This is a genomic window from Vibrio sp. CUB2, assembly GCF_001557945.1.
GTDB lineage: Bacteria > Pseudomonadota > Gammaproteobacteria > Enterobacterales > Vibrionaceae > Vibrio > Vibrio owensii.
This window is the reverse complement of sequence record NZ_LNRB01000008.1, coordinates 166,732-187,880: the sequence shown is the minus strand read 5'-3', so window position 1 is coordinate 187,880 and position 21,149 is coordinate 166,732. Positions and strand designations below refer to the sequence as shown.

At 47.2% G+C, this 21,149-nt stretch carries 17 protein-coding genes; 6 read left to right on the top strand and 11 right to left on the bottom strand.

All coding sequences use genetic code 11. The features are described 5' to 3' along the window. Window positions 1-182: 182 nt before the first annotated feature. The gene (locus ATB78_RS14840; protein ID WP_061009054.1) at window positions 183-1,808 is read left to right on the top strand and encodes an ABC transporter substrate-binding protein; all 1,626 of its coding nucleotides are present in this window, start codon (window positions 183-185) and stop codon (window positions 1,806-1,808) included. A gap of 61 nt (window positions 1,809-1,869) precedes the next feature. Here the strand turns inward: ATB78_RS14840 and ATB78_RS14835 are convergent, their stop codons facing one another. Both ATB78_RS14835 and ATB78_RS14830 read right to left on the bottom strand, forming a co-directional pair. Further along, window positions 1,870-2,454: a flavodoxin family protein gene (locus ATB78_RS14835; protein ID WP_061009053.1), complete on the bottom strand. Its 585-nt coding sequence runs from the start codon at window positions 2,452-2,454 to the stop codon at window positions 1,870-1,872. Window positions 2,455-2,589: 135 nt separating this feature from the next. Continuing rightward, window positions 2,590-3,177, bottom strand: coding sequence for a mechanosensitive ion channel family protein (locus tag ATB78_RS14830; RefSeq protein WP_061009052.1), 588 nt, complete (start codon window positions 3,175-3,177; stop codon window positions 2,590-2,592). Window positions 3,178-3,386: 209 nt separating this feature from the next. Between ATB78_RS14830 and ATB78_RS30275 the strand changes: the two genes are divergently transcribed. Continuing rightward, the gene (locus ATB78_RS30275; protein WP_009706678.1) at window positions 3,387-3,521 is read left to right on the top strand and encodes a hypothetical protein; all 135 of its coding nucleotides are present in this window, start codon (window positions 3,387-3,389) and stop codon (window positions 3,519-3,521) included. 50 nt (window positions 3,522-3,571) lie between these two features. On the opposite strand, the gene ATB78_RS14825 is transcribed toward ATB78_RS30275, so the two are convergent. From ATB78_RS14825 to ATB78_RS14790, 8 genes are all read right to left on the bottom strand, one after another. Continuing rightward, window positions 3,572-5,686: a type I secretion system permease/ATPase gene (locus tag ATB78_RS14825; RefSeq protein ID WP_061009051.1), complete on the bottom strand. Its 2,115-nt coding sequence runs from the start codon at window positions 5,684-5,686 to the stop codon at window positions 3,572-3,574. A gap of 17 nt (window positions 5,687-5,703) precedes the next feature. Next, window positions 5,704-7,617 carry a LapD/MoxY N-terminal periplasmic domain-containing protein gene (locus ATB78_RS14820; RefSeq protein WP_032802817.1) on the bottom strand — a complete coding sequence of 638 codons (1,914 nt, stop codon included), beginning with the start codon at window positions 7,615-7,617 and terminating at the stop codon, window positions 5,704-5,706. A gap of 5 nt (window positions 7,618-7,622) precedes the next feature. Continuing rightward, entirely contained in the window at window positions 7,623-8,306 is a 684-nt protein-coding gene (locus ATB78_RS14815; RefSeq protein WP_020197833.1) for a transglutaminase-like cysteine peptidase, read from the bottom strand. Window positions 8,307-8,421: 115 nt separating this feature from the next. After that, complete coding sequence (locus tag ATB78_RS14810; RefSeq protein ID WP_009706675.1) at window positions 8,422-9,813, bottom strand: HlyD family type I secretion periplasmic adaptor subunit; 1,392 nt, start codon at window positions 9,811-9,813, stop codon at window positions 8,422-8,424. Window positions 9,814-9,924: 111 nt separating this feature from the next. Next, window positions 9,925-11,151: a response regulator gene (locus ATB78_RS14805; protein WP_061009050.1), complete on the bottom strand. Its 1,227-nt coding sequence runs from the start codon at window positions 11,149-11,151 to the stop codon at window positions 9,925-9,927. Then, window positions 11,144-13,042, bottom strand: a complete 1,899-nt coding sequence (locus ATB78_RS14800; RefSeq protein WP_061009049.1) for an ATP-binding protein — start codon at window positions 13,040-13,042, stop codon at window positions 11,144-11,146. Before ATB78_RS14800 ends, ATB78_RS14805 begins: the two co-directional genes overlap by 8 nt. A 47-nt stretch (window positions 13,043-13,089) precedes the next feature. Next, the gene (locus ATB78_RS14795) at window positions 13,090-14,262 is read right to left on the bottom strand and encodes a hypothetical protein (RefSeq protein WP_061009048.1); all 1,173 of its coding nucleotides are present in this window, start codon (window positions 14,260-14,262) and stop codon (window positions 13,090-13,092) included. Further along, the gene (locus ATB78_RS14790) at window positions 14,262-15,032 is read right to left on the bottom strand and encodes an outer membrane lipoprotein-sorting protein (protein WP_061009047.1); all 771 of its coding nucleotides are present in this window, start codon (window positions 15,030-15,032) and stop codon (window positions 14,262-14,264) included. Before ATB78_RS14790 ends, ATB78_RS14795 begins: the two co-directional genes overlap by 1 nt. 183 nt (window positions 15,033-15,215) lie before the next feature. Between ATB78_RS14790 and ATB78_RS14785 the strand changes: the two genes are divergently transcribed. From ATB78_RS14785 to ATB78_RS14775, 3 genes are read left to right on the top strand one after another with little or no spacing between them, the layout of a single operon-like run. Further along, window positions 15,216-16,205 (top strand): AvrD family protein, encoded by a 990-nt coding sequence (locus tag ATB78_RS14785; protein WP_061009046.1) that lies wholly within the window; start codon window positions 15,216-15,218, stop codon window positions 16,203-16,205. Further along, the gene (locus tag ATB78_RS14780; RefSeq protein WP_061009045.1) at window positions 16,202-16,960 is read left to right on the top strand and encodes an ATP-binding protein; all 759 of its coding nucleotides are present in this window, start codon (window positions 16,202-16,204) and stop codon (window positions 16,958-16,960) included. The genes ATB78_RS14785 and ATB78_RS14780 overlap by 4 nt, the downstream gene beginning before the upstream one ends. 20 nt (window positions 16,961-16,980) lie before the next feature. Then, window positions 16,981-19,287, top strand: coding sequence for an MMPL family transporter (locus tag ATB78_RS14775; RefSeq protein WP_061009044.1), 2,307 nt, complete (start codon window positions 16,981-16,983; stop codon window positions 19,285-19,287). A 57-nt stretch (window positions 19,288-19,344) separates the two neighbouring features. Here ATB78_RS14775 and ATB78_RS14770 read toward each other — a convergent pair whose 3' ends face one another. Beyond that, window positions 19,345-20,022, bottom strand: a complete 678-nt coding sequence (locus ATB78_RS14770) for a helix-turn-helix domain-containing protein (protein ID WP_005435794.1) — start codon at window positions 20,020-20,022, stop codon at window positions 19,345-19,347. A 476-nt stretch (window positions 20,023-20,498) separates the two neighbouring features. On the opposite strand from ATB78_RS14770, the gene pdxH reads away from it, so the two are divergent. Then, window positions 20,499-21,134, top strand: coding sequence for a pyridoxamine 5'-phosphate oxidase (pdxH, locus tag ATB78_RS14765; protein ID WP_041059287.1), 636 nt, complete (start codon window positions 20,499-20,501; stop codon window positions 21,132-21,134). The last annotated feature ends 15 nt before the right edge of the window (window positions 21,135-21,149 follow it).

The window sequence follows — 21,149 nt, the reverse complement described above, 5'->3', positions numbered from 1 at the left end:
TCTCCTGATTGTTCGAGTAGTATCTGTTCATCACTCAAGCTATATATAACTCATGTTACAGCCGTTGAACTTAGCATCTTGAGATTACTCGGATATAAACTGAACACTTAAAGTTCGTCAATGCTTGTATGATGAATTGTGGTACTTGCTTCAAAAGACGTGTTAGGAGAACGAAAAACGATATGGATTTTAAAAAGCATTCAACAGCGTTGCTGGTTTCCTCTTTATTGACCCCATTTTTATCCGCTTCAGCCCTCGCTGATTCTTTGCATGATGGTGTGCAACTCGCACCGGAACAACATTTAGTGCGAGCAAACGATGCAGAAGCGGCGACGCTAGACCCTGCAAAAGCCGAAGGCTTACCAGAGATGCACGTGATTCGTGATTTGTTTGAGGGATTAGTCATTCAAGACCGAGATGGCAATATCGTTCCTGGCGTTGCGGAATCTTGGCAAACCGAAGATAACCAAACCTTTGTGTTCCAGCTGCGTAAAGACGCAAAATGGTCGAACGGCGATCCTGTGACAGCGGATGATTTTGTCTATTCACTGCGTCGTGCAGTGGATCCGAAAACCGCTTCTCCCAATGTTTGGTATCTCAAACTCACTAAGATCAAAAACATCGCCGACGTAGCAGAAGGTAAAAAGCCACTGGATGATCTTGGTATCACCGCCGTCGATAAACATACTCTGCGCTTCGAACTTGATAGTAAGGTGCCGTACTTTGTCGCAATGACAGGCCACACTTCGATGATGCCGGTACACAAAGCAACGGTTGAGAACAGCGAAAAGCCGTGGAGTGACCCACAACAGTTTGTTGGCAACGGTGCATTTGTTCTGGATAAATGGGTGGTGAATGAGCGCATTGAACTGAAAAAGAACCCAAACTACTGGGATAGCGCGGATACTCATCTCACTGAAGTGACATACATTCCGTTTGAGAACCAAAACGCATCGATCAATCGCTATGCGGTGGGCGAAGTGGACATCACCTCAGATGTACCAACCCACATGGCGCAAAAGCTGAAGAAGGACTACGAGCAAGCGTATACCGCGGTTCCGCTACTTTGTACTTACTACTACGCGTTTAACACCACGCGTCCTCCGTTCGATGATGAACGAGTTCGAAAAGCCGTGTCTTATTCGATGATGCGTGATGTGATCACTAATGGTGTCACGCAAGTAGGTAATCTGCCTGCTTATACGTTCGCACACCAGTACACGGCTGGCTTTGATGCGACTCAGCCTGAATACAGCACATGGACGCAGAAACAGCGTGATGAAAAGGCGCGTGAGCTGCTGAAAGAAGCAGGATACGGTGACGGTAAGGCTCTGGATTTCAAATTGCTGTACAACACCAGTGAATCGAACAAAGCCATTGCAGTGGCGATTGCTTCCATGTTGAAGAACAACTTGGGCGCGAAAGTCGAATTAGAAAACCAAGAGTGGAAGTCTTACCTTGTAGCTCGTAAGCAAGGGGATTTCGATGTGATGCGTGCCTCGTGGTGCGGAGATTATAACGAAGCTTCGACCTTCTTGAGTCTACTGCGCTCTGGTTCGTCAGGTAACTTTGCGCGTTACAGCAGTGAAGCCTACGATAAGGCGATGAATAGTGCATTGGCCGCAACGGATGAGAAAGCGCGCCAAGGTTTCTATGATCAAGCCGAGCAACTGTTGGCGGCAGATATGCCAATCGCACCGATTTACTACTACATGCAAGCGCGTTTGGTTCGCCCTACGGTTGGCGGTTTTGCCAAGAACAACGTAGAGGGGCGTATCTACTCGAAAGACCTCTACATCAAGAAGTAGTGCTCAAAACAAGCGATAAATAAGAAGCCCCGAAGATGTGTCTTACGGGGCTTCTTTATTACTAGCGAGTGGAGAGCTTATTCACGAGCATAGCGACTCGTTTGCCAAGATACTCTGCTGTTGCAACATCTGAGGCATGCAACTGACCGTCTTCACCGCCTTGAGCAACAATGCCACCTTGCACACCATATCGGTTCAGATTCTGCTCGCCAGAATTGCTGATCTTATCCAATCCGACCCACATCATACCGTGTTGGTTAGCGAGCGTTTGTAGGTACTGCAACGTCATTGACTGATCGCCATTCATTGCCCCACCACTGGTAAAGCCAGCCGCGATTTTGCCCGCCCATTTTTGGTAATACCAAGATTCACTGCTTGCGTCGGCAAATGCTTTAAACTGCGCTGCTACGCCGCCCATATAGGTCGGTGAGCCAAAGATAATCGCATCGCACTCAGCAAGTTCATCCATTAGGCTAGGGTTCACAAAACGCCCTTCAATAATCTCACTGCCTTCAATACGGTGAGAGAGAATTTCAAATCCACCTTGTTGCTCAATGCCTTGTTGTTCAACGCCAGCGGCAATCGCGCGAGCTAGCTGGCCTGTAACGTCGGTTTTTGAGAAATAAATAATCGCAATTTTGGACACAATGGTTCCTTTTTCATTGTTGATTTTGAATCGTGCGAATAAGGCTAAAACCTCAAGCTTGGTTGAGGTCAAGAAGGTATTTAAAAAATGCGAGGAAACAAAAAGCCGATGTATCTACATCGGCTTTTTAGTGGGTTATTTCTTTCTGCGGGTATAAATGCGTGAGGCGGTTTTTGGCTCCTCAGGCTTGGCTTTTTCTTTTGCCAGTTTTAAGACCGCTTTTTGTAGCATCAAGTTGTTAGGGTAAGTGATTAGGTTGCCGTTGTCGTGTTTGATCAGCACATGGAACATACGGATTTCCTGAATCTCACCGCTGATGTCTTCGTCTTTGTCCACGACTTTAATTCGGTCCCCGACACGGTACGGAAAGACAAAAAAGATCAGAAAGCTTGCTGTGATGTTACTTAGAATCGACCACTGTGCGATGAAAGCCACCCCCAATACCGCAAAGATAGACGATAGGAAGAGTGACACATCGCCATAACCAATACCGGTTACGATGGCGAAAAGCGAAGCAAACAAAAACAAGAACGCGACGTTGAAGCAGCGCTGAATAAAGCTCAAGCGCGCTTTGTTTACGCCTTTAGCTTCTGCCAAATTTAGGATCGCTCGGTTGGCGATTTTCTTTAGCAAGCGATAAGCGATCAGAATGGTGACGCCCATCAACACTTTATAACCGATAGAGCCAGCCGTGAAATACTGACTGATTTGCTCTAAATGCATCCAATGATTCATTTCTTCAACTCGAGAATATTAAGAAGGCGCGTGTTATAGCCGATTTTTGCTCGCAAGTAATTAACTATTTTAGATGCAGAGGAATATTCATGTTGAACAAATTTTGACCGACATCTCAGTTCCGAATTGAGAAGAGATGAACTCTGATATCTGGTGCGTTGGCTGCTGCTAATCTAGAAACGTAACTTACGAGCGTTATGGAAAATGGTAGGGATGCGATGGAAGAAGATGAAAGGGCCATCATGGGATTAGTGGTTATTGTTGGCTTTGTGTTGCTTTGGATATTCCTCGAAGAGTTTGGCTACTTTGGATTACTGACCATCAATAAATAAGCCCCGCGAAACACTGGGTTCAACGGGGCTTTGTTTTCTCTTTGTGCGTTTTAGCTTACGGCGCGAACTTTACCTTGCTTCAAGTCATTCAGCACTTGCGATTTCGGACCATCAGCAATCACGCTTCCTTTTTCCATCACAATCACACGATCAACAATGTCGAGCATTGAAGTTTTGTGCGTAATCAAAATCAGTGTTTCGCTTGGTTTTAACTGCGCTAATTGATGCTTGATGTGCATTTCTGAACGATTATCCATTGCACTGGTTGGTTCATCCATTAAGAGCACTGGAGGGCGACCCAAGAACGCTCGTGCAATCGTCACAGCTTGACGTTGACCACCAGACAACATGCCGCCACCTTCGCCCACTTGGCGCTCTAGACCCGCAGGATCTGATTGAGTAAAGGCGGTGACACCAGCGCGGTTGGCGGCGTCTAATACGTCGCGATCATCGGTGAGTGGACGACCTAGGGTAATATTGTCGCGAATAGAACCGAAGAACAGATTCGAATCTTGCGGTACACAGCCGATATTGCGTCGTACGTCCACATGGTGAAGTTGTTCGATGTCAGTGTCATCGATACGCACGTGCCCTTCTGTCGGCTTGTATAGGCCCATTATCAGGCGTTCTAGCGTGGTTTTACCTGAACCAATACGACCGATGATTGCGACCTTTTCACCTGGGTTAATCGTTAGGCTCAAATCACGAATCGATGCCACTGGTGCATCTGGGTAATGGAAGGTCACGCGGTCAATCTCAATCTTTCCTTGGACGATAGGACGGTGAATGTAGCGTTTCCCTTCTTCTTGCTCGTCGGGCATTTCCATCACTTGGTTAATGATGGTCATTGAGGACTTAGCTTGGTTGTAGCGTGTAGACAACAATGAAAGCTGAACCATAGGGCCGATCGCGCGGCCACTCAACATGGTTGCTGCAATCAAGCCACCCATCGTCAAATCACCATTTGAGATGAGATACACACCCAGAATGATCATGCCGACGTTACTACTTTGCTGAACAAAGCCCGCTGCGTTTTGAATGCTGTCGGTGATGCGACGGCTCTTGATGTTCCAGTTTGCCATGTGTGCCACTGCCTCTTCCCAACGGTATTGGAATTGGCTTTGTGCACTTAGCATTTTCACGGTTTCTAGGCCGGAAAGGCTTTCAATCAAGTTGGCGTACTTTTGTGAAGCAAGGCGAGAACCTTCTTCAATCGAGCGGCGCAGTGGACCTTGAATCAGCGCCGAGTGAATAATCAGAATCACCACACCAATCATTGGTACGTAAACCAGATCGCCCGCCATCAGCCAGATGATGACTAGGAACAAAATCGCGAAAGGTAAGTCGATCAGCGCACTCACGGTTGCAGAAGTGAAGAACTCACGAATCGATTCGAACTCTTGCAGGTGGCGAGCAAACGCACCCACAGAAGGTGGTTTGGACTCCATTCGGATGCCCATGACTTTGCTGAACAGCTTTGAAGAAATCAGGATGTCGGATTTCTTACCCGCAACATCGATAAAGTAGTTACGCAGTGATTTGAGCAAGAAATCAAACAAGAACACCACGAAGATACCGCTTGCCAGCACCCACAGGGTTTCAAACGCGAGGTTAGGGACTACTTTGTCGTACACCAAGCGAGTGAACATTGGTGCAGCAATGGCGAAGATATTGATGAGGATAGAAGCGATAAGCACATCGCGGTAGATGCGTTTCGATTGCCACAAGGTTGACCAAAACCAGTGACCTTCTTTGGTTTTGAGCACTTCGGGAGAGCGCTCGTCATAACGGAATTGCTTTTTAACTAAAAAATAGCGACCAGTGTACTGCTCAAGTAGGTCTTCTAGAGGAATGGAGATAGGCACCATTCCGCTTTCTAGGGTGGTGATTTCAGCTTCTTTCTTCTCAACGTTAATGCTGTTGAGAACGCAAGAATCGCCACCTTTTAGAAGTAAGATAGCCGGCAGAATCAGACTCGAGATCTGGTCTAACTCTGCACGGTTTTCCTTGGCAACCAATCCGGCCCTTTCCGCCGCTCTTGGTAGCAGAAACGGGGTAAGCTTGCCATCAGAGAGCGGAAGGCCGTTGATCAGCGCTTCCGGTGAGTTGGCTAGCCCGTAGTATCGGCTAACGTAAATGAGCGAGTTCAGTAAAGGGTCTTTCATCCTTGGTATACCTTTTCTTATTCCTTGTCGACGATGAAGCCTTGGAAGACTTCAACAAAGTGCTCGGTGAGGAAATCCAACTGAATCTGTGTTTCAACACGCGATGCAATCGTCGTAATACCCAAGTTGTGAGCGGTACGAGAGATTGAGGTCAGAGTGAATTTCTGTTTCTCATCGTGCAAGTTGTGCGTAAATAGGTAATCCAACTTCACGTAATTCGGGCGGAATTCCTGAATGTACTCAAGTGACTGGAAGTTACGACCGTAGTTATCAACACCGAACTCCGCACCTGCTTGACGAATCGCGTTACACAACAGCGCTGTGTGGTGCGGATGGTCAATGAAACACGCTTCAGGAAGCTCGAAATGCAGCATTGGGGCAACTTTTGAGTGCTTCTCTAGCATGCTGGTGGTCCAACGAATGAACGATGGTTGAGACAAGCTGCTTTGCGCAATGTTGATTGCCACTGGCTCTTTTAGCTCGCCGCTTTCTAGCATCTTGATCATCGACTCAATAACGTATTGGTCGAAGATGTTGGTTGCGTCTAGCTGCTCAAGAGCAAACAGGTATTGGTTCGCACGGTAGGTCTCGCCATCTTTTTCGATGCTTGAGAACACCTCGTTGTGGAACACTTTACCCCAAGTATTCTTCGCAGACTGGAAGCGGAATTTAATCCAATCGCTGTGAATCGCTTCTTCAACCAGCGCTTTCCATTGCTGTTTACCCATAAGGTTAGAAGTGTTTTCACCACCCACGAAGCCGTACGCTTTGTCTGGTTGTGCTTTTGCTTTCGATAGCGCGTTATCCACCATTGATAGGACTTCAGTACGCGTTTTCTGATCTTTACTGTGTGCCACACCCAGTGATGCTTTTGGCTTAGCAAGGCCGGTTGGATCGGTGTTAAGGCCATTCACACAGTTGACGATACTGTCAGCAAGAATGCGTAACTCGCTCTCATCCATGTGCGGGAATAGAAGGCCAAATTCGTCGCTTGATAGACGAGCAATGGTTGCTCCCGGAACATCGATGGTGTTTTTCAAGCGTTGAGACAACTCTTTCACGTGGGCATCAGCGCGTTGGTAGTCTTTTGTCTCGTAGATATCACCAATGTATTCAGCATGGAGTAGCGCGATACCCCCTTGCGTTTGTTCTGCCAGCCATTGGTCAACTTGGTTGATGTAGAACGAGCGGTTACCTAGCTTGGAGATTGGATCTAGGTAAGCTTGAGCACGCAGACGCTGCGCCTCTTTTGCCTGTTCTTTAAATGACAGTTCGATTTGTGCTGACATCGAGTTAATGCCATCAACAACTGCAATCAAGTCTTTGGTTTTAGGACGGGCCAGTGGGTCACCAAACTGGTTGTTAGCAATCTCGTGCATTTTCTTCACGATGGCCGCTAAAGGTTTGAGTGAGCGACGTAGGATGTAAGAAATCGCCACTAGACCGGCTAGGAAGATAACGCCAAATGCCGATAGCAGGCGAATAAAGCCTTGCCACAGTTGCTCGTAGGCTGCGCCTGGGTGGCTGATGATTTCCACCTCTGCAAGCTGCATCCAACCACTGGTTACCACACGTTTGTCGTGAATTGCCTTGAACAAGTTCAAGTCGATAAACCATTGCGGAACGCTACTTGGCTTGACTGGGTACGAGCGTACGATTTGGTAATCCGAATCTAACGCGGTGAGACGTACGACAGAATAAGTACTGCCATCGAACAACGCATTAATCACAGATTCGACCGCCACCTTATCTTTGTCTTTCAGATAAGGTGCTAGCGCCAAACCAACGGTATTAATGGTGTTGTTGACCTCTGAACGTTGCTGCTGCTCTAAGCTGTCTCGAGTAGTGTTGAACTGGATTACGAATACTGATGCCATCAAGAGTATAAAGACCGTAACCATTCCCACTACAAGCTTCTTATATAGGGTCATGTTTTTCACTCGTCATAGTTAATTTTAGGTTTTTTTAACTGCAACTTACGTTCGCGCGAGCGTAAGTCATTCCAAAGGCTCAAACGTGAGGCTTTTCCTGCTAGCTCTCCAACGCCAGCAGAAGACTTCATAAGCCATAGGTTTGAACCGTTAAAACTGTATATCGGTAGCAAGTCGCTACGTCTGGAGGCTCGAACAATCTCTGGGTTGAGGTTGTCGAGGATGAGAGGCTCCGAACTTGGGGTTGGGTAGTAGGCCAATACCATGTGAAACTGATTCAGTTCGATGGCTTTAACGTAGATCAAACGCATCTTTGAATCCGGTATACCGAGCTCAAGTAGGGAAAAGTATTTGGCGATGGTAAAGTCTTCACAGTCGCCAGCATTACTGCCCAAGAACTCGAGTGGTGTCGCCCAGTAGTCTTTTTTACCCCACAGGTCTATATCGTCAACGAAGTAAAGTTGATTGAAAAAGTCGTTAACGCCTGCAAGCTTCTCATGAGTCTCCAATGTTTTGAAAAAGTCGATGTTGTCTCGCCAAGTTTTCACGCGCATCCCAGCGCGCTCACCATAGACTGAAGTGACCGTATCGACCCATCGTTGTTCTTTGCTGTTTAACGCACCGATTTGGAACGAAAGACAACCGATGCTGATTAATAATGTAACTTTACGCTTCAATCTGGGTGGCATATTCGACTCACATCACAAGTGTACTCTTCCAACGGGCTCGTCAGTGAGAAATAAGTGCTTTCTATTTAACCACTTATCAACGCTAAACGACACATCGGGCATACCTTGCTGACCCTTACTCCTTCAGTGCGTTGGTTTTGGCACTCAAAATTGGCTTGAGTAAGTATTCCAAAACGGTTCGCTTCCCTGTGATGATATCGACTGATGCCGTCATACCCGGGATGATTGGCAAGTCTGCATCTTGTCCAAAATTGGTTTTATCGGTGCGTACGCGAACAATGTAGAAGCTGTTGCCTTCCTCATCTTGCGTAGTATCGGCACTGATGTGTTCCAATTCCCCTTCAAGTCCGCCGTACTTAGTAAAGTCGTACGCGGTAAATTTCACGATGGCGTGAAGATCTGGGCGCAAGAAGGCAATGTCCTTCGGTGCGATCTTCGCTTCAACTAATAAGGTGTCTTCGGTCGGAACGATTTCGACAATGTCCATACCGGGTTGGATAACGCCACCGACCGTGTTGACGTTCAATGTTTTGATGGTGCCTGTTACCGGAGATACGACAACAGTACGATTTACACGGTCTTCTAGGCCAACCGCCGACTCGACTAAAGAAGACAGTTGGTCTTGAGTACTATTCAGTTTCTCTTGCTGCTCAGAGCGGAATTTCAACGCAACATCAATACGGTTAAGCATGGATTCGCGAATGGCGGATTTGAGCACAGGAATCTTCAGTTCGCTAGAAGTCATTTCGCGGCGGGTATCGTTAACTTGGCGTTGAAGTTTCAACAGTTCGATACGAGGTACCACACCTTCATCTGCGAGTGGTTTGGTGATATCCAGCTCTTTTTTCGCATAACGGTAGCTCTGGCGCAGGTTGCTCACACGCGCTTGGATTTCTACCAAATCTTGTTGTTTCTGTTTTACCTGTTGGTCGATAACCGAAATTTGGCTACGCAAATTGTCCAAGTCTTCACGGTATTCCGCTTTTTGACGTTGGGTTAGGCGAGGTTGGTTTTCTTCTAGAGTTGGTGGGAAAGTCAGTTTGCCGTAATCCAGCACCACGTTTTGTTCCCAGTTGCTGTTATCAAACTCGCGGTTAACTTCCACACTGCTGATTGAGGCGGAAAGTTGTAATACAGAAGCGGTTAAGTTCGCTACTTGTTGTTCACGTTCACGGAAGTCAGAACGAAAGCGTGTGTCATCAATCAGCAATAGTTGCTGACCTTTTTCAACTTGTTGACCTTCTTTAACTAAGATCTCTTTGACCAAGCCACCTTCAAGGTTTTGTACCACTTGGATTTGAGAAGATGGAATGACTTTGCCTTGGCCGACGGTGACTTTGTCGATTTGCGCCCAAGACGCCCAACCAATGGCTGCAACAAAAAACAGCACCATGACCCACAGCATTAAGCGGGCGCTACTTGGCGTGTTTAGGAGCAATGCGGCGGTCTTGTCGTCGACAAAGTCCAACTCATCGTTGCTAAGTTTGTTGTAGTTGTCTCGGCTCATCACATTCCTTGTTTATAAAGACGGTTTATCTTTTTGATCTTATTATTATTGGCCAACCATGTCAGCATGCTCGGCGAATAAAAATGTGTGAAAGGGGTAAGTGCCCCTTATTTACTGTGCCTTGAACTTTGTTTTGTCCAACTGATGTTTTTTTAGTTTGTCGTACAAGGTTTTGCGCGACACTTGTAATTCTAGTTGAACCTCTTTGAGTCTGCCTCTATGTCGTTGCAAGGCGTCAAACAACAAGCAATATTCAAAGTGTTCTGTGCGTTGAGTCATACTTTGGATTTCAATACTTTTCTCATTGTTCCAATCTTCCATACGAAACGCATCGGGTTTTAATGCTCTCAATTCCGCAAACTGTCGCAGCTGTTTTATATTCTCTGGCCAATCGAGTTCCGTGACCATTCTCACCTCATCAAGGCTTATCTGTGGTGGTTGCAGTTGGTAACGACTGGCGGAGTGGCGCACAAAGTGTTTGTATAAGGGACCGATGTCTTCTTTGCGTTCATTCAAATTTGGCATGCGAATCAGCAACACTCGTTCTTCTATCCCTTTATCGACGCTATTGGCCGCGCCAAATACACGTTGTAACTTGGTATGCTGAAATAAGCATTGCCATTGCTTCTTCGAGATGTGCTCTGCGCTGTGTAAGTACAAACTACATTGGCTTTTGCCGTCTGTAAGATGATGTATGGCTTTGTCCAAGGCATCGAGTGAGAGTTCATATAAGTCTTCACCGGACGCGACAATCAGCTCACTTTCGGCTGTGGCATGAATATCGTGAGCGAACTGAGCAGCAAGTCTTCGCCCTGTGCCATCCTCACCAACAAAAACAAGCGGCTGGTGGAGTGGGGCGCTGATTAAAGCTCGGCGGATATCGACCATGGCTTGACTGTGACCAATCATTTTCGGCCCAACATGGGTTTGCATGTCGAGTTCTTTCTTTAGCCATACGTTTTCTTGCAACAAGGTCAGCTTGTCACCTGCGTTATTGAGGGACTTGAGTAGTTGCTCTGTCGAAAACGGTTTTTCAAGAAAGTCATACGCGCCACTCTTCATCGCCTCAACCGCCGTCTTCACATCGCCATGGCCGGTTAAGACGATAAATTGAAAGTGACTATTTTTGCCAAGCAGGGTGCGCATGAACTCCAAACCGTTCATCACTGGCATGTGAATATCGGTGATGATCAGTGCTGGCGAGTTTGGGTCAATCACACGTAAGGCTTCGACTGCATTGGGAAAACAAGTCACGTCGATGCCTTCAATCAACAAGGCTTGAGTTACTGCATCACGGATGTGCGGTTCATCATCAACAAAGAAAACAGGACTATGCATGTGAATTTTCCTCTGTGCTATGAGGCGGCACTAAAGGCACGCTGACCACAAAAGTCATGCCGCCAGATGGCTGAGAGTGCGTATCCATGGAATGGTTAGCGCTATGATTGTAAGCACTGAGTGAGCCTTGGTAGCTTTCCAAAATCCGTTTTGAAATGGTCAAACCTAATCCGAGTCCTTCCGGTTTTGTGGTGAAAAATGGGGCAAATATTCTTGCTAATGCTTGTTCTGACATACCTGGTCCATTGTCGGAAACTAAAATATCGCAGTTGGTTTCGTCGCATTGCACGGCAATTGAAATTTGTGGATCGATACAATGCCCTTCCATTGCTTGAGCAGCGTTGTGGAAGAGGTTGATCAGCACTTGTTCAAGCTCCACGCTGTGAATCGCTAGCCTCACGTTGTAATCGATGGTTGGCACTTTCAGTGTTACGCCTTGCTTGATGAGTTTGCTGCTTAGAATTCTCGTCGCGTTGTGCACGGCATCGTGTAAGACCGCCACTTCGTTGTGTGGGTTGTCGTCCGTTTTGCGTGTAAACACCTTTAAGCGAGCAATCACTTCGGCAATGGTGTCATTAAGAGAGAGCATTTTATCGAGGTTGTCTGTCACCATCGGGTAGCGCTCCATCACCATCAAGCGTTGAGAGTTTTCGGTGTAAGTGCGCAGCGCTGCAAGCGGCTGGTTGATTTCGTGATTGATGCTAGCGGATAGCTCACCAAGCAGCGCGAGTTTTGCCGCTTGAGTCAGTTCTTGTTGAGTCTGTTTGAGCTCTTGTTGGCTCTGCTCATATTGATGCACGGTTTGCTGTAATTTGTGGTTGGCTTGGCTGAGGACTAAGGTTCTCTCTGTCACCTTTTCTTCCAAATTGGCATTCACATTCGCGAGGCGTGCCTTGTTGACCAGCATTTGAAACCACGCCAAGGCAATTAAACCCACGAGCGCGTAGAGCAACAGGTAAACCACGTCCGCCTGCAATACCGCGGTAAGGACTTCTTGTTGGCTAATCAGAGCGACGACGCGAAAGCCTTTGTCGAATAATTTGGTCGCGTAAGCCAGGTAGTTAGGAGAAACCAGTAGCTGATTGTTCTCAAACTGTGTTGCGCCACTTTGTCCGGTCAATTCGCCTCGGTATTGCGGCAGGGTATCGCCATATTGCTGAGTTTGATTGAGTTCTTCTTTCGCAGCTTCAGATAACGGGAAAAGTGCACGATAACGCCAATCGGGTAAGTTACTCATGAAGACGACATCGTGCACACCTGTAACCAGCAAGCCGCCATCGTCTTGTGCCAATCTTTGTTCTAACTGCTCTAGGTTCACTTTAACGGTAATCACGCCCGCGACTTCGCCTTCAACCCAAAGAGGGGACGAGAAGAAATAGCCGCGCTTATTTGAGCGTACGCCCAGTGCAACATACTGAGCTTTCTCTCCATTTAAGGCGTGCTGAAAGTAAGGACGAAAGGCAAAGTTAGAGCCCACAAAGCTGTCGTCTTGCTGGTAGTTACTCGATGCGATAACTAAGCCAGTGTTGTCGTGCACATAAATGGTGTCAGCAAGGCTCTGAGTTAGCCATTCGGCAAGCAATTTATTGAGGGACTCAGAACGTTTGCCCACTTTAACGGCTTCAAGCAATCTTGGGTCATGACTGAGTAGATTAGGAATTTGTTCAAACTTAGCCAACTCATAATCGATCTCTTGTGCGACCTGAGAGGCTTGCTGTTTTAGATCCGATTGCCATTGCTGATGTTGGTACTTTGTCGCGTAATGATGAGTTAAAACTAGCCCGACCATACCGATGGCAAACAGTATCAAGAGAAAATGGCGCAGGGCTTTAGGGTTCAGTAAGTTCACGATTGGCTCACCAGTTTTTAACGCCATGTTATCAAAAGGCATTTAACGATGTTGTGAGCCGCCGCGATAACGAGAAATCGATCCGCTTTTTAGAAGTAGTATTCTGCGCCGATAGAGAAGTAACTGTCGTTTTCTAGGTAAGCAATGGGTTCGCTACTGGACATGGAGGAAAGATAGTAACCTTCTGCTATCCATTTCCAGTGTTCATTGATGCGCCCAGAAGCGGTCAGTTTGTAGATCGGTGAAGTTTGCTCTAAGTCGAACAATCCAGACAGCAAAAACTCGGTATCTTGGACATCATTCGCTTGCCAACGCAAACCAAGAAAAGCATCGTTGTTGTAGATAGTAGGTGGTGCGTATGTATCCCTATTATCCCATGCGTATTCGGCGATTATACCGAGAGTGCCTTGGCTAAAGGAAAAACCGTACACCGAATATTCAAACCCTGTGACTAGGGTAAAGTAGTCACTGCCTTCCCCAGATTTAAACGTCCCTTCCCATTTAAGTAAAAGGTCGTCTTGCGTCCATTGTAACTCGGTGCCAAGCTGGAATATTCGTGCGTATGAGGCTTGCCAGTCATTAGGGCGTTCGACGAGCAAAGGTTCTCGGCTATTGCCGTAAAAAGCGCTAATGCCAACATCTAATGCATCCTGCCAAAAGCCAATCCGTATCGCGCTATCGAGGGCGTTCTCTCCATCAGAATAGATCGCATCATCGTCGACAGGCTTAATCAGGGTTCGACGTTGATCTGGCTCTCTAAACTTACGAGGCTGGTGGAATGGCAGTAACAGCATTTGCACATCTCCCCAGTCAGGCAACCAACGCGCTTGAAGCATGGGTTGACCCATTTTCTCTTCATACCCCAAAGCGATGCGCCCATCATATTGATTTACTGCGTTGACGGGTTGGTAGACTTCCGTGACACCCCAGTAAACCACACCATAGCCAAGCAGCCATTCGATCGTTTCTCCCGCATAAGTGATATTGGCTTCGCGCAGATTAATGAACCCTTGTTCGGACTGAAACTCATATTCTGCATAAGGACTGAAGGTTGCTGCCCAGCCCGAATCGTTCCACCACAGTAGACGAGGGGCAATAAGAGCTCGATTGGCGAGTGTGTCACAGCATTGCCCCGTTTGTGCCTCGTCTTTGTAGAGGTCTGCGGTAAACCCAACAAAACCTTCGGTCTGCCAATCGGCAAATCCTGCCGATGAGAAGGAAAGAGATAAACTGGTGAGCAGTAAGGTGCGCGCTTTCCTCATCAGTTGTGCCTGTATGCGTTACGGAGTTGTTTGGGTTCAAACTGGCTTTGTGGAACATCCACACCTAACGTCATGTTTTTCCATGACAATGAAGAGGAACGCTTGTTTTTTAAGTTGTCCATTTGAGCAAACTTCGGACGCCAGTAACGTTGGTTGTGTTGCTCATAATCGGAGAGGGTGAGTTGCTTAAACAACGTGCCTTTTCGGTCGTAGTATTCGATTTTTCGTGGTTGATAAATGTCTTGATCAATCCAAGCGACAAGTTTCGAGTACCCGGAATTTTCGTAGCGAGGTAAGCAAGCCAACAGCCAGTAACTTTGCCCATCTTGTGTTTTTTCTTCGACGAGCTCATAGCGATATTTGTCCAACTCCCACGAACTCATGTCTTCATAAGCAAACTCACTGCCCATAAATGGCCCTGAACGATTGTTAGACGAAATGCGTTTAACCCTTTTGATAGAAGGCAAAAACAGCCATTGATCATCCGCTTCAATGGCGTGGCTAAACGTAAGTAGGGCGGTACCAGCAATGTCTCGTGGCGCTTGGAAGTAAGTGATGATCTTATCGCCATCGTTCTCTTGCTCGATACCTTTGATCGTCAATTGTCTGCGTACTGTGTCGCCATTAGCTGCGACGATCGACATCTCCACGTCCGATGTATAGGAAACATATCCGGTATCTCGACTGATCATTTCCTTTGCTACATCGAACCCGGAGACACCCTCAGCGGCGGCCGTTGCTGAGAGTGTCATGAGCAATCCGAAAAACATCCTCATAGTTAACTCCTTGTTGAAGGACGAGTTTTGTTGTGCAAGTTACAAGAAATTAGACAGGGTTGAACCTGTACGAGTGGACAGTTTCAGCGGGTATTCGGACAGGATAAAAATAGAAACACAGGAGGTAGCATAAAAACTCCGCAACCAATGTGATTCGCACAAGGAGTATTTGTTTTTATGGAGCTTAATCTTTCAGGTAAGGAAATTAACGAGGTGGTCACCAGTATTGATGACATTTTGGGTCCCTCGGAACAGCGCTACTTCGGTGAAGGCTACAAGCGCACTCAATATGAATGCAACATCAACTACGACACGGATTCCGCACAAGGATTAGTCAGTGTTGCGTATCGAACAGATTGGTCACAAAAGAAGACGCAATCTCGTCGGCCTCATCTTAGTACGATTGATGCGTTTCTGATTGCTGGTCGTGTCTCCTACGCGATCATCAAACGCCATTATCAGTTGTCAGCCCACCAGTCGTCTCAAGCGTGGATCCGCCACGTGTCGATTAAAGCTGGCGCAGAAGCGTTAGAGGATCTTGATGCGGTGCGCTTTTCTGCCCAGTTACTTGATACCAGCAGTTCACAAGACAGCTTGTTTGGCACATTAACTCGCGTCAAAACCAAGCTCGACAGTATGGAAATTGAAGTGATCATCGATCATGAGGCGGAAGCGGATCACTCGCAATCTGTCGTGTCATTTTCGGATGAGGATGAGTACTTCAACAGTGATTTCCGTTTGCGTCATTGCCACCTTGCGAACAACACCTTTTGTGACGCCATTTGTGCAGTCTCCAGTGACTTGCTGTTTCAATGCCCAGGCAAACCATCAACGGGCGCGATGGGGCATTACCCCAATGCATTGATGATGGTGGATTGGCTGACGTGTTTTGCTCAGCTGTCGCAGTTGGTGATGTATCGCCTCGATAAGCTGGATCGTAATGAGACTCACAACTTGTGGATGCGCTCTGTCACGGTCACAACGCCGTATCCCATCATCCCTCGTCGTAAACACACACTCACACTTCGTAGCATGAAGAATTCTCTAGTGAAAAAGAAAGACTCTTCATGGCGACTTGCCACCGTAAACGGCTCGGTTTCCGGCCATCCAGAATTCAATCTAACTGCAAAACTATGCCATCAATTACCACAAGGAGAACCAGCGTGAAAATTGCCATTTCAGGAACGTACTCAACCGGAAAAACGACATTAACGGAAGCGCTGGCGATCGCGACTCAAGTTCCACGGACTCAGGCGCGCACCATGCGTGAGATTCTGCCAGATGCGGTGCCGGGTAAAACCTTAGAGCAGTGTAATCCTGCGGAGCTACTGAACTTGGGGCTTAGTCGTTTGAGTGAGCGCGTTGTGAATGAAGAGCGATGTGGTGATCGCTTTTTCTCTGATGGTTCTTGTTTGCATGAATGGGTGTATGGGGCTGCGCGCTTGGAAACTGGGATTAACCCAAATGACAGCGACTTGGTTTTGGCTATGAAAAGACTGATAGGCAAACCGTATGCGTCAATTCACCGTGGTTACATTGATGCTTTTGGCAACGTTGCAAAGCGTCATGCGAAAAAGACCTACAGCAAGTTTGTGCACCTGCCGATTGAATTTGACTTGGTGGAAGATGGCCACCGTCCAGTGTCTGAAAGTTTTAGAACGCTCTCTAATGATCTTCTGCTCTCTACTGTGAAAGAGCTCAACATCCCTTACATCACGGTTGGCGGTGATTTGCGTCATCGACTGATTACCATCGCGGAACACTTTGAGTTGCCTTTATATGTCGACCCAGATGAAGCGATCGAAAAAGCGGTGAATAAGGTGAAAGCAGAGGCGATAGAAAAAGCGGTGAATAAGGTGAAAGCAGAGGCGATAGAAATAGAAAACCACCGCCTGTCTGTGCTGGCGACGCAGCAGGCCTAATTCAAAGGAAGTCTCGAATAATGAAAAAATGGACAAAACCCAGAGCCTTGCTCGCCCTTGTGGGGTGGCTCTGCATCATGGCCCTAGCGTTTGTTGGCTTAGGGAAACTCGGCTTAAACAATGACTATAAAGTGTTCTTTAGCGACGACAATCCAGATTTGATCGCGTTTGAGAGCATCGAAGAAAAATACAACAGCAATGACAGCGTATTGATTGTCTTGCACCCGAAATCGGGCGATGTCTTTCAGGAAAATGTGCTGAAAGCGGTCATGGAACTGACGGAATATGCGTGGCAAACACCTCACTCATACCGTGTGGATTCATTGACCAACTATCAATATACCCATGCTCAAAATGATGACCTGATCGTCGAAGATTTTGTAAACGCGAACCAACTCAGTAATACCCAGCTGCTTGCAGAGAAGAAAGCCTATGCACTTAAACAACCTGAGTTGGTCAATCGTTACTTAGCTCAAGATGCGAACTCGACGGCGATCAATGTGTTGGTGCGTTTGACGACGGAGGGTCAGTCCGAAGAAGTGCGTGAGATCGCGCAGTTCTGGCAGGACAAGATTGCTGAAACTCAGACCCGTTACCCTGACGTGCAGTTTTATCTCACTGGTCAGGTGATGCAGAACGACGCGTTTGGTGAGGCGACACAGCGAGATATGGGCAGTTTGGTGCCGGGCGCATTGCTGCTGATTGTCATCGGCACGGGCATTTATCTGCGTAGCTTGTGGAGTTCGGTGGTAGTGACATTAACCATCATCTCTTCAATCTTCATCGCGCTTGGTGCTGCAGGTTGGCTCGGCATGGCTATTACCTCTCCGTCTGCATCTGCACCGCTTATCATTTTGACCATGGCGGTTGCCGACTGCATTCACTATTTGCAAGGCTATAAACACGCGCTGAATAAAGGCGAAACCAAGCTGGTGGCTTTGCAGCAATCGATGGAGAAACATCGTCTACCCATTATTCTGACCAGTTTGACTACTGCGGTTGGTTTCTTGTCGATGAACTTCAGTGACTCTCCTCCGTTTAACGATTTGGGCAACATCACCGCGATGGGCGTGATTGCTGCTATGTTCCTGACGTTGTTCTTCGTACCTGCGCTTTTGGCCTTGTTACCAGCAAGAAAGAGTAAAGTAGTGAAGCGCTCTGGGCTTGCTAAGCCACTTGAATCCATCGCTCGCAGGGCAATGGTGAAGCCTGGATTAAAGATCGCTGTAGTTGTACTTGGTGGTGGCGTAATTGCTGCAAACTTGGTTCGAAACGATATAGATGACACCTTGTTTGAATATTTCGATGAATCCTATGCGGTGCGCCAAGCGAACGATTTCACATACGCTAATTTAACGGGTGTGGCGAGTATTCAATATGCGATTCGACCAGAACAAGGTGAACTTATTACCTCTCCTGATTTCCTGCATAAGTTGGATCAGTTTGTTCAACAGGCTCGCCAAACCGAAGGCGTGTATCACATTCAATCGCTGACTGACATCATGAAGCGCTTGAACAGCAGCTTGCATAACGATGAAGCGGGTGAATATCGTCTCACCAGTGATCCTGAGTTGTCTGCTCAAACACTTTTGCTTTATGACATGTCGCTTCCATACGGATTGAACCTCAGCAACCAGGTCGCATTGGATAAAAAAGAACTGCGCGTTATCGTGACGGCGAAGAAGATGTCGTCCAATGATTTGATTGCTCTGGAGTCAACGTTACGCAGCCAGTTGTTAGGCTTATTTCCTGAAAGCAGCATTAGTCCTGGAGTGAGCGCTGACATCATGTTTGCGCACATTGGCTATCGTAACAACGTGAGCATGTTGACGGCGTCTGCCGCGGCGCTATTGGTGATTTCCTTCCTTATTGGTTTGATTCTGCGTTCCGTTCGCCTTGGTGTGATTAGCATCTTGCCAAACATCTTGCCGGCTTCCATTGCCTTTGGTTTGTGGGGACTGAGCATTGGTGAAGTTGGCTTGAGTCTTTCCGTCATTGCGAGTATGACACTAGGTATCGTCGTGGATGACACCATTCACTTGCTCTATCGTTATCACACGTCTCGTAAGGAAGGGAAGTCGGAAGAAGAATCGATTGTTACCGCCGTTCGAGAAACTGGCGTGGCAATCATAGGTACCACCATAGTGCTCAGTGCAGGCTTCTTTGTGTTGGCGAGCAGTTCCTTCAAGATGAATGCGGACATGGGCCTGATGACCGCAATCACCATCATTATCGCGCTTGTGCTTGATTTGTTGTTGATTCCTGCCTTGCTTAAAGTGACTGGGAAATCAGCCAAAGCGACACAACACAAACCACAAACCGCCTAATTTACTGACACTCTTGGCTTGTACCATTTGGCTTAGGATATTCGTCCTAAGCCTTTTTTAATCCTCGTACCAACCTAACTCGATCGCTTTTGACACGGCATGCGTTCGGTTGTGTACGTCCAACTTACGATAAATATTTTGTAGGTGGTATTTGACAGTACGTTCACTGATGTTAAGTAAGCGGCTGATTTCCCAATTACTCTTACCCAGTTTTAACCAAGGAAGTAACTCACATTCTCGAGTCGTCAGTTGGCTCTCTGGAGCAGGGAGCGTTTCCACTCGGATGTTACGATCACAGACGTAGCTCGAAGCCATATAGAGGTGGGGCGTTAAAAGATACAACGCGTCGATTTCTTCGCTGGAAGGTTGGCGGTCACCAAACGAGGTGAGGTAAATGGCCTTCTTGTCGCCATGATATCCGGCCAGCAGTAAGCGCTTACCGTAATCTGGATGGGTATGTGAGTCCATCAGGGCCATGATGCCGTGATTGGATTGCTGTAATGCCGCGATTAACGGGTCACTTTCGGCGGTTTTTTTACTAAAGCAGTTGGCAAATTGATCTGGAGAGAAACCATAACAGACAGGGTCTGGAGCGTAATCATCACCAAATAAACCGAGGATACTGAATTCAAAATCAATTTCGTTTTGTAGTTCTCCAAACCAAGCATGAATAGCGTCAGAGCTTTCGGCGCACCTGAGCTGGTTGGAGAGTTCGAACAGTCTTAGCTTGTCCATAAGCAAATGCCTTTCCTAGCAACGTTGTTTAATGTGTTGTGGTTATCCACTTTTATTATGCATGTCTTTTAGTATACCCAAGCGGCCTCAAAAAAGGGATTGAGAGTCCGGTTTTCAGAGCGAATTGAGGTAGGTGAATAAGCTAATAAACTTACGACTCACCTGCATGAGTACCTGAAATACTGAGGTTTTTGAGGCCACTGGGCAGTAATTATTGTCTTTAGTGGAGCAAAAACGAGCAATATTATTTTGGAATGACTTCACATTGTTGGTTTTCACCCTACTTTCATCAACCTAACGACATAAATCACAGTGAAGTCTGGGCTTGTTTGTTACGCTTCGGCATCCCATGCGATGGATCTTTGTAGTACTCCAACCGTAAGAGTCGTACTAGGTCTTTAAACATCCATGTGTGCTGTCCTTGTATTTCCAAATTATCGGGCGCACAATCGAAAAAAACGAGTGAAGGAGTGAAGATGGAACTTGCTGATATTCGTCGTGAGTACACAAAAGGTGGCCTGCGTCGTAAAGATTTAAAAGCAGATCCGATTGATCAATTTAACCTGTGGTTAGAACAAGCGGTACAAGCTGGTCTGACTGACCCGACGGCGATGACAGTCGCGACAGTGGACGAAAATGGCATGCCGTTTCAACGTATTGTGCTGCTAAAAAGCGTCGATAAAGATGGTTTTGTGTTCTACACCAACTTGGGCAGTCGTAAAGCGCAGCAGCTTGAGCACAACTGCAACATCAGCCTGCATTTCCCATGGCACCCGCTTGAGCGTCAGGTTCACATTACAGGCGTGGCTGAAAAGCTTACCGCCATGGAAAACATGAAATACTTCACTTCTCGCCCGAAAGACAGCCAACTGGCTGCGATTGCGAGCAAACAAAGTAGCCGTATTTCAGCGCGTGGCGTACTAGAAGGTAAATTCCTCGAACTGAAGCAGAAGTTTGCCAAGGGTGAAATCCCGATGCCGACCTTCTGGGGGGGGTTCCGCGTTAAGCCACAAAGCATTGAATTCTGGCAAGGTGGTGAACATCGTCTGCATGACCGTTTCTTGTTCTCAAATCAAGAAGGTGAGTGGGACATCGACCGTCTTGCGCCGTAGTCACTTCGATGAAGA

Coding starts and splice junctions, on each gene's coding strand:
- ATB78_RS14840 (WP_061009054.1), top strand. CDS start 183: ATGGATTTTAAAAAGCATTCAACAGCGTTGCTGGTTTCCTCTTTATTG.
- ATB78_RS14830 (WP_061009052.1), bottom strand. CDS start 3,177: ATGCATTTAGAGCAAATCAGTCAGTATTTCACGGCTGGCTCTATCGGT.
- ATB78_RS30275 (WP_009706678.1), top strand. CDS start 3,387: ATGGAAAATGGTAGGGATGCGATGGAAGAAGATGAAAGGGCCATCATG.
- ATB78_RS14825 (WP_061009051.1), bottom strand. CDS start 5,686: ATGAAAGACCCTTTACTGAACTCGCTCATTTACGTTAGCCGATACTAC.
- ATB78_RS14820 (WP_032802817.1), bottom strand. CDS start 7,617: ATGACCCTATATAAGAAGCTTGTAGTGGGAATGGTTACGGTCTTTATA.
- ATB78_RS14815 (WP_020197833.1), bottom strand. CDS start 8,306: ATGCCACCCAGATTGAAGCGTAAAGTTACATTATTAATCAGCATCGGT.
- ATB78_RS14810 (WP_009706675.1), bottom strand. CDS start 9,813: ATGAGCCGAGACAACTACAACAAACTTAGCAACGATGAGTTGGACTTT.
- ATB78_RS14805 (WP_061009050.1), bottom strand. CDS start 11,151: ATGCATAGTCCTGTTTTCTTTGTTGATGATGAACCGCACATCCGTGAT.
- ATB78_RS14800 (WP_061009049.1), bottom strand. CDS start 13,042: ATGCCTTTTGATAACATGGCGTTAAAAACTGGTGAGCCAATCGTGAAC.
- ATB78_RS14795 (WP_061009048.1), bottom strand. CDS start 14,262: ATGAGGAAAGCGCGCACCTTACTGCTCACCAGTTTATCTCTTTCCTTC.
- ATB78_RS14790 (WP_061009047.1), bottom strand. CDS start 15,032: ATGTTTTTCGGATTGCTCATGACACTCTCAGCAACGGCCGCCGCTGAG.
- ATB78_RS14785 (WP_061009046.1), top strand. CDS start 15,216: ATGGAGCTTAATCTTTCAGGTAAGGAAATTAACGAGGTGGTCACCAGT.
- ATB78_RS14775 (WP_061009044.1), top strand. CDS start 16,981: ATGAAAAAATGGACAAAACCCAGAGCCTTGCTCGCCCTTGTGGGGTGG.
- ATB78_RS14770 (WP_005435794.1), bottom strand. CDS start 20,022: ATGGACAAGCTAAGACTGTTCGAACTCTCCAACCAGCTCAGGTGCGCC.
- pdxH (WP_041059287.1), top strand. CDS start 20,499: ATGGAACTTGCTGATATTCGTCGTGAGTACACAAAAGGTGGCCTGCGT.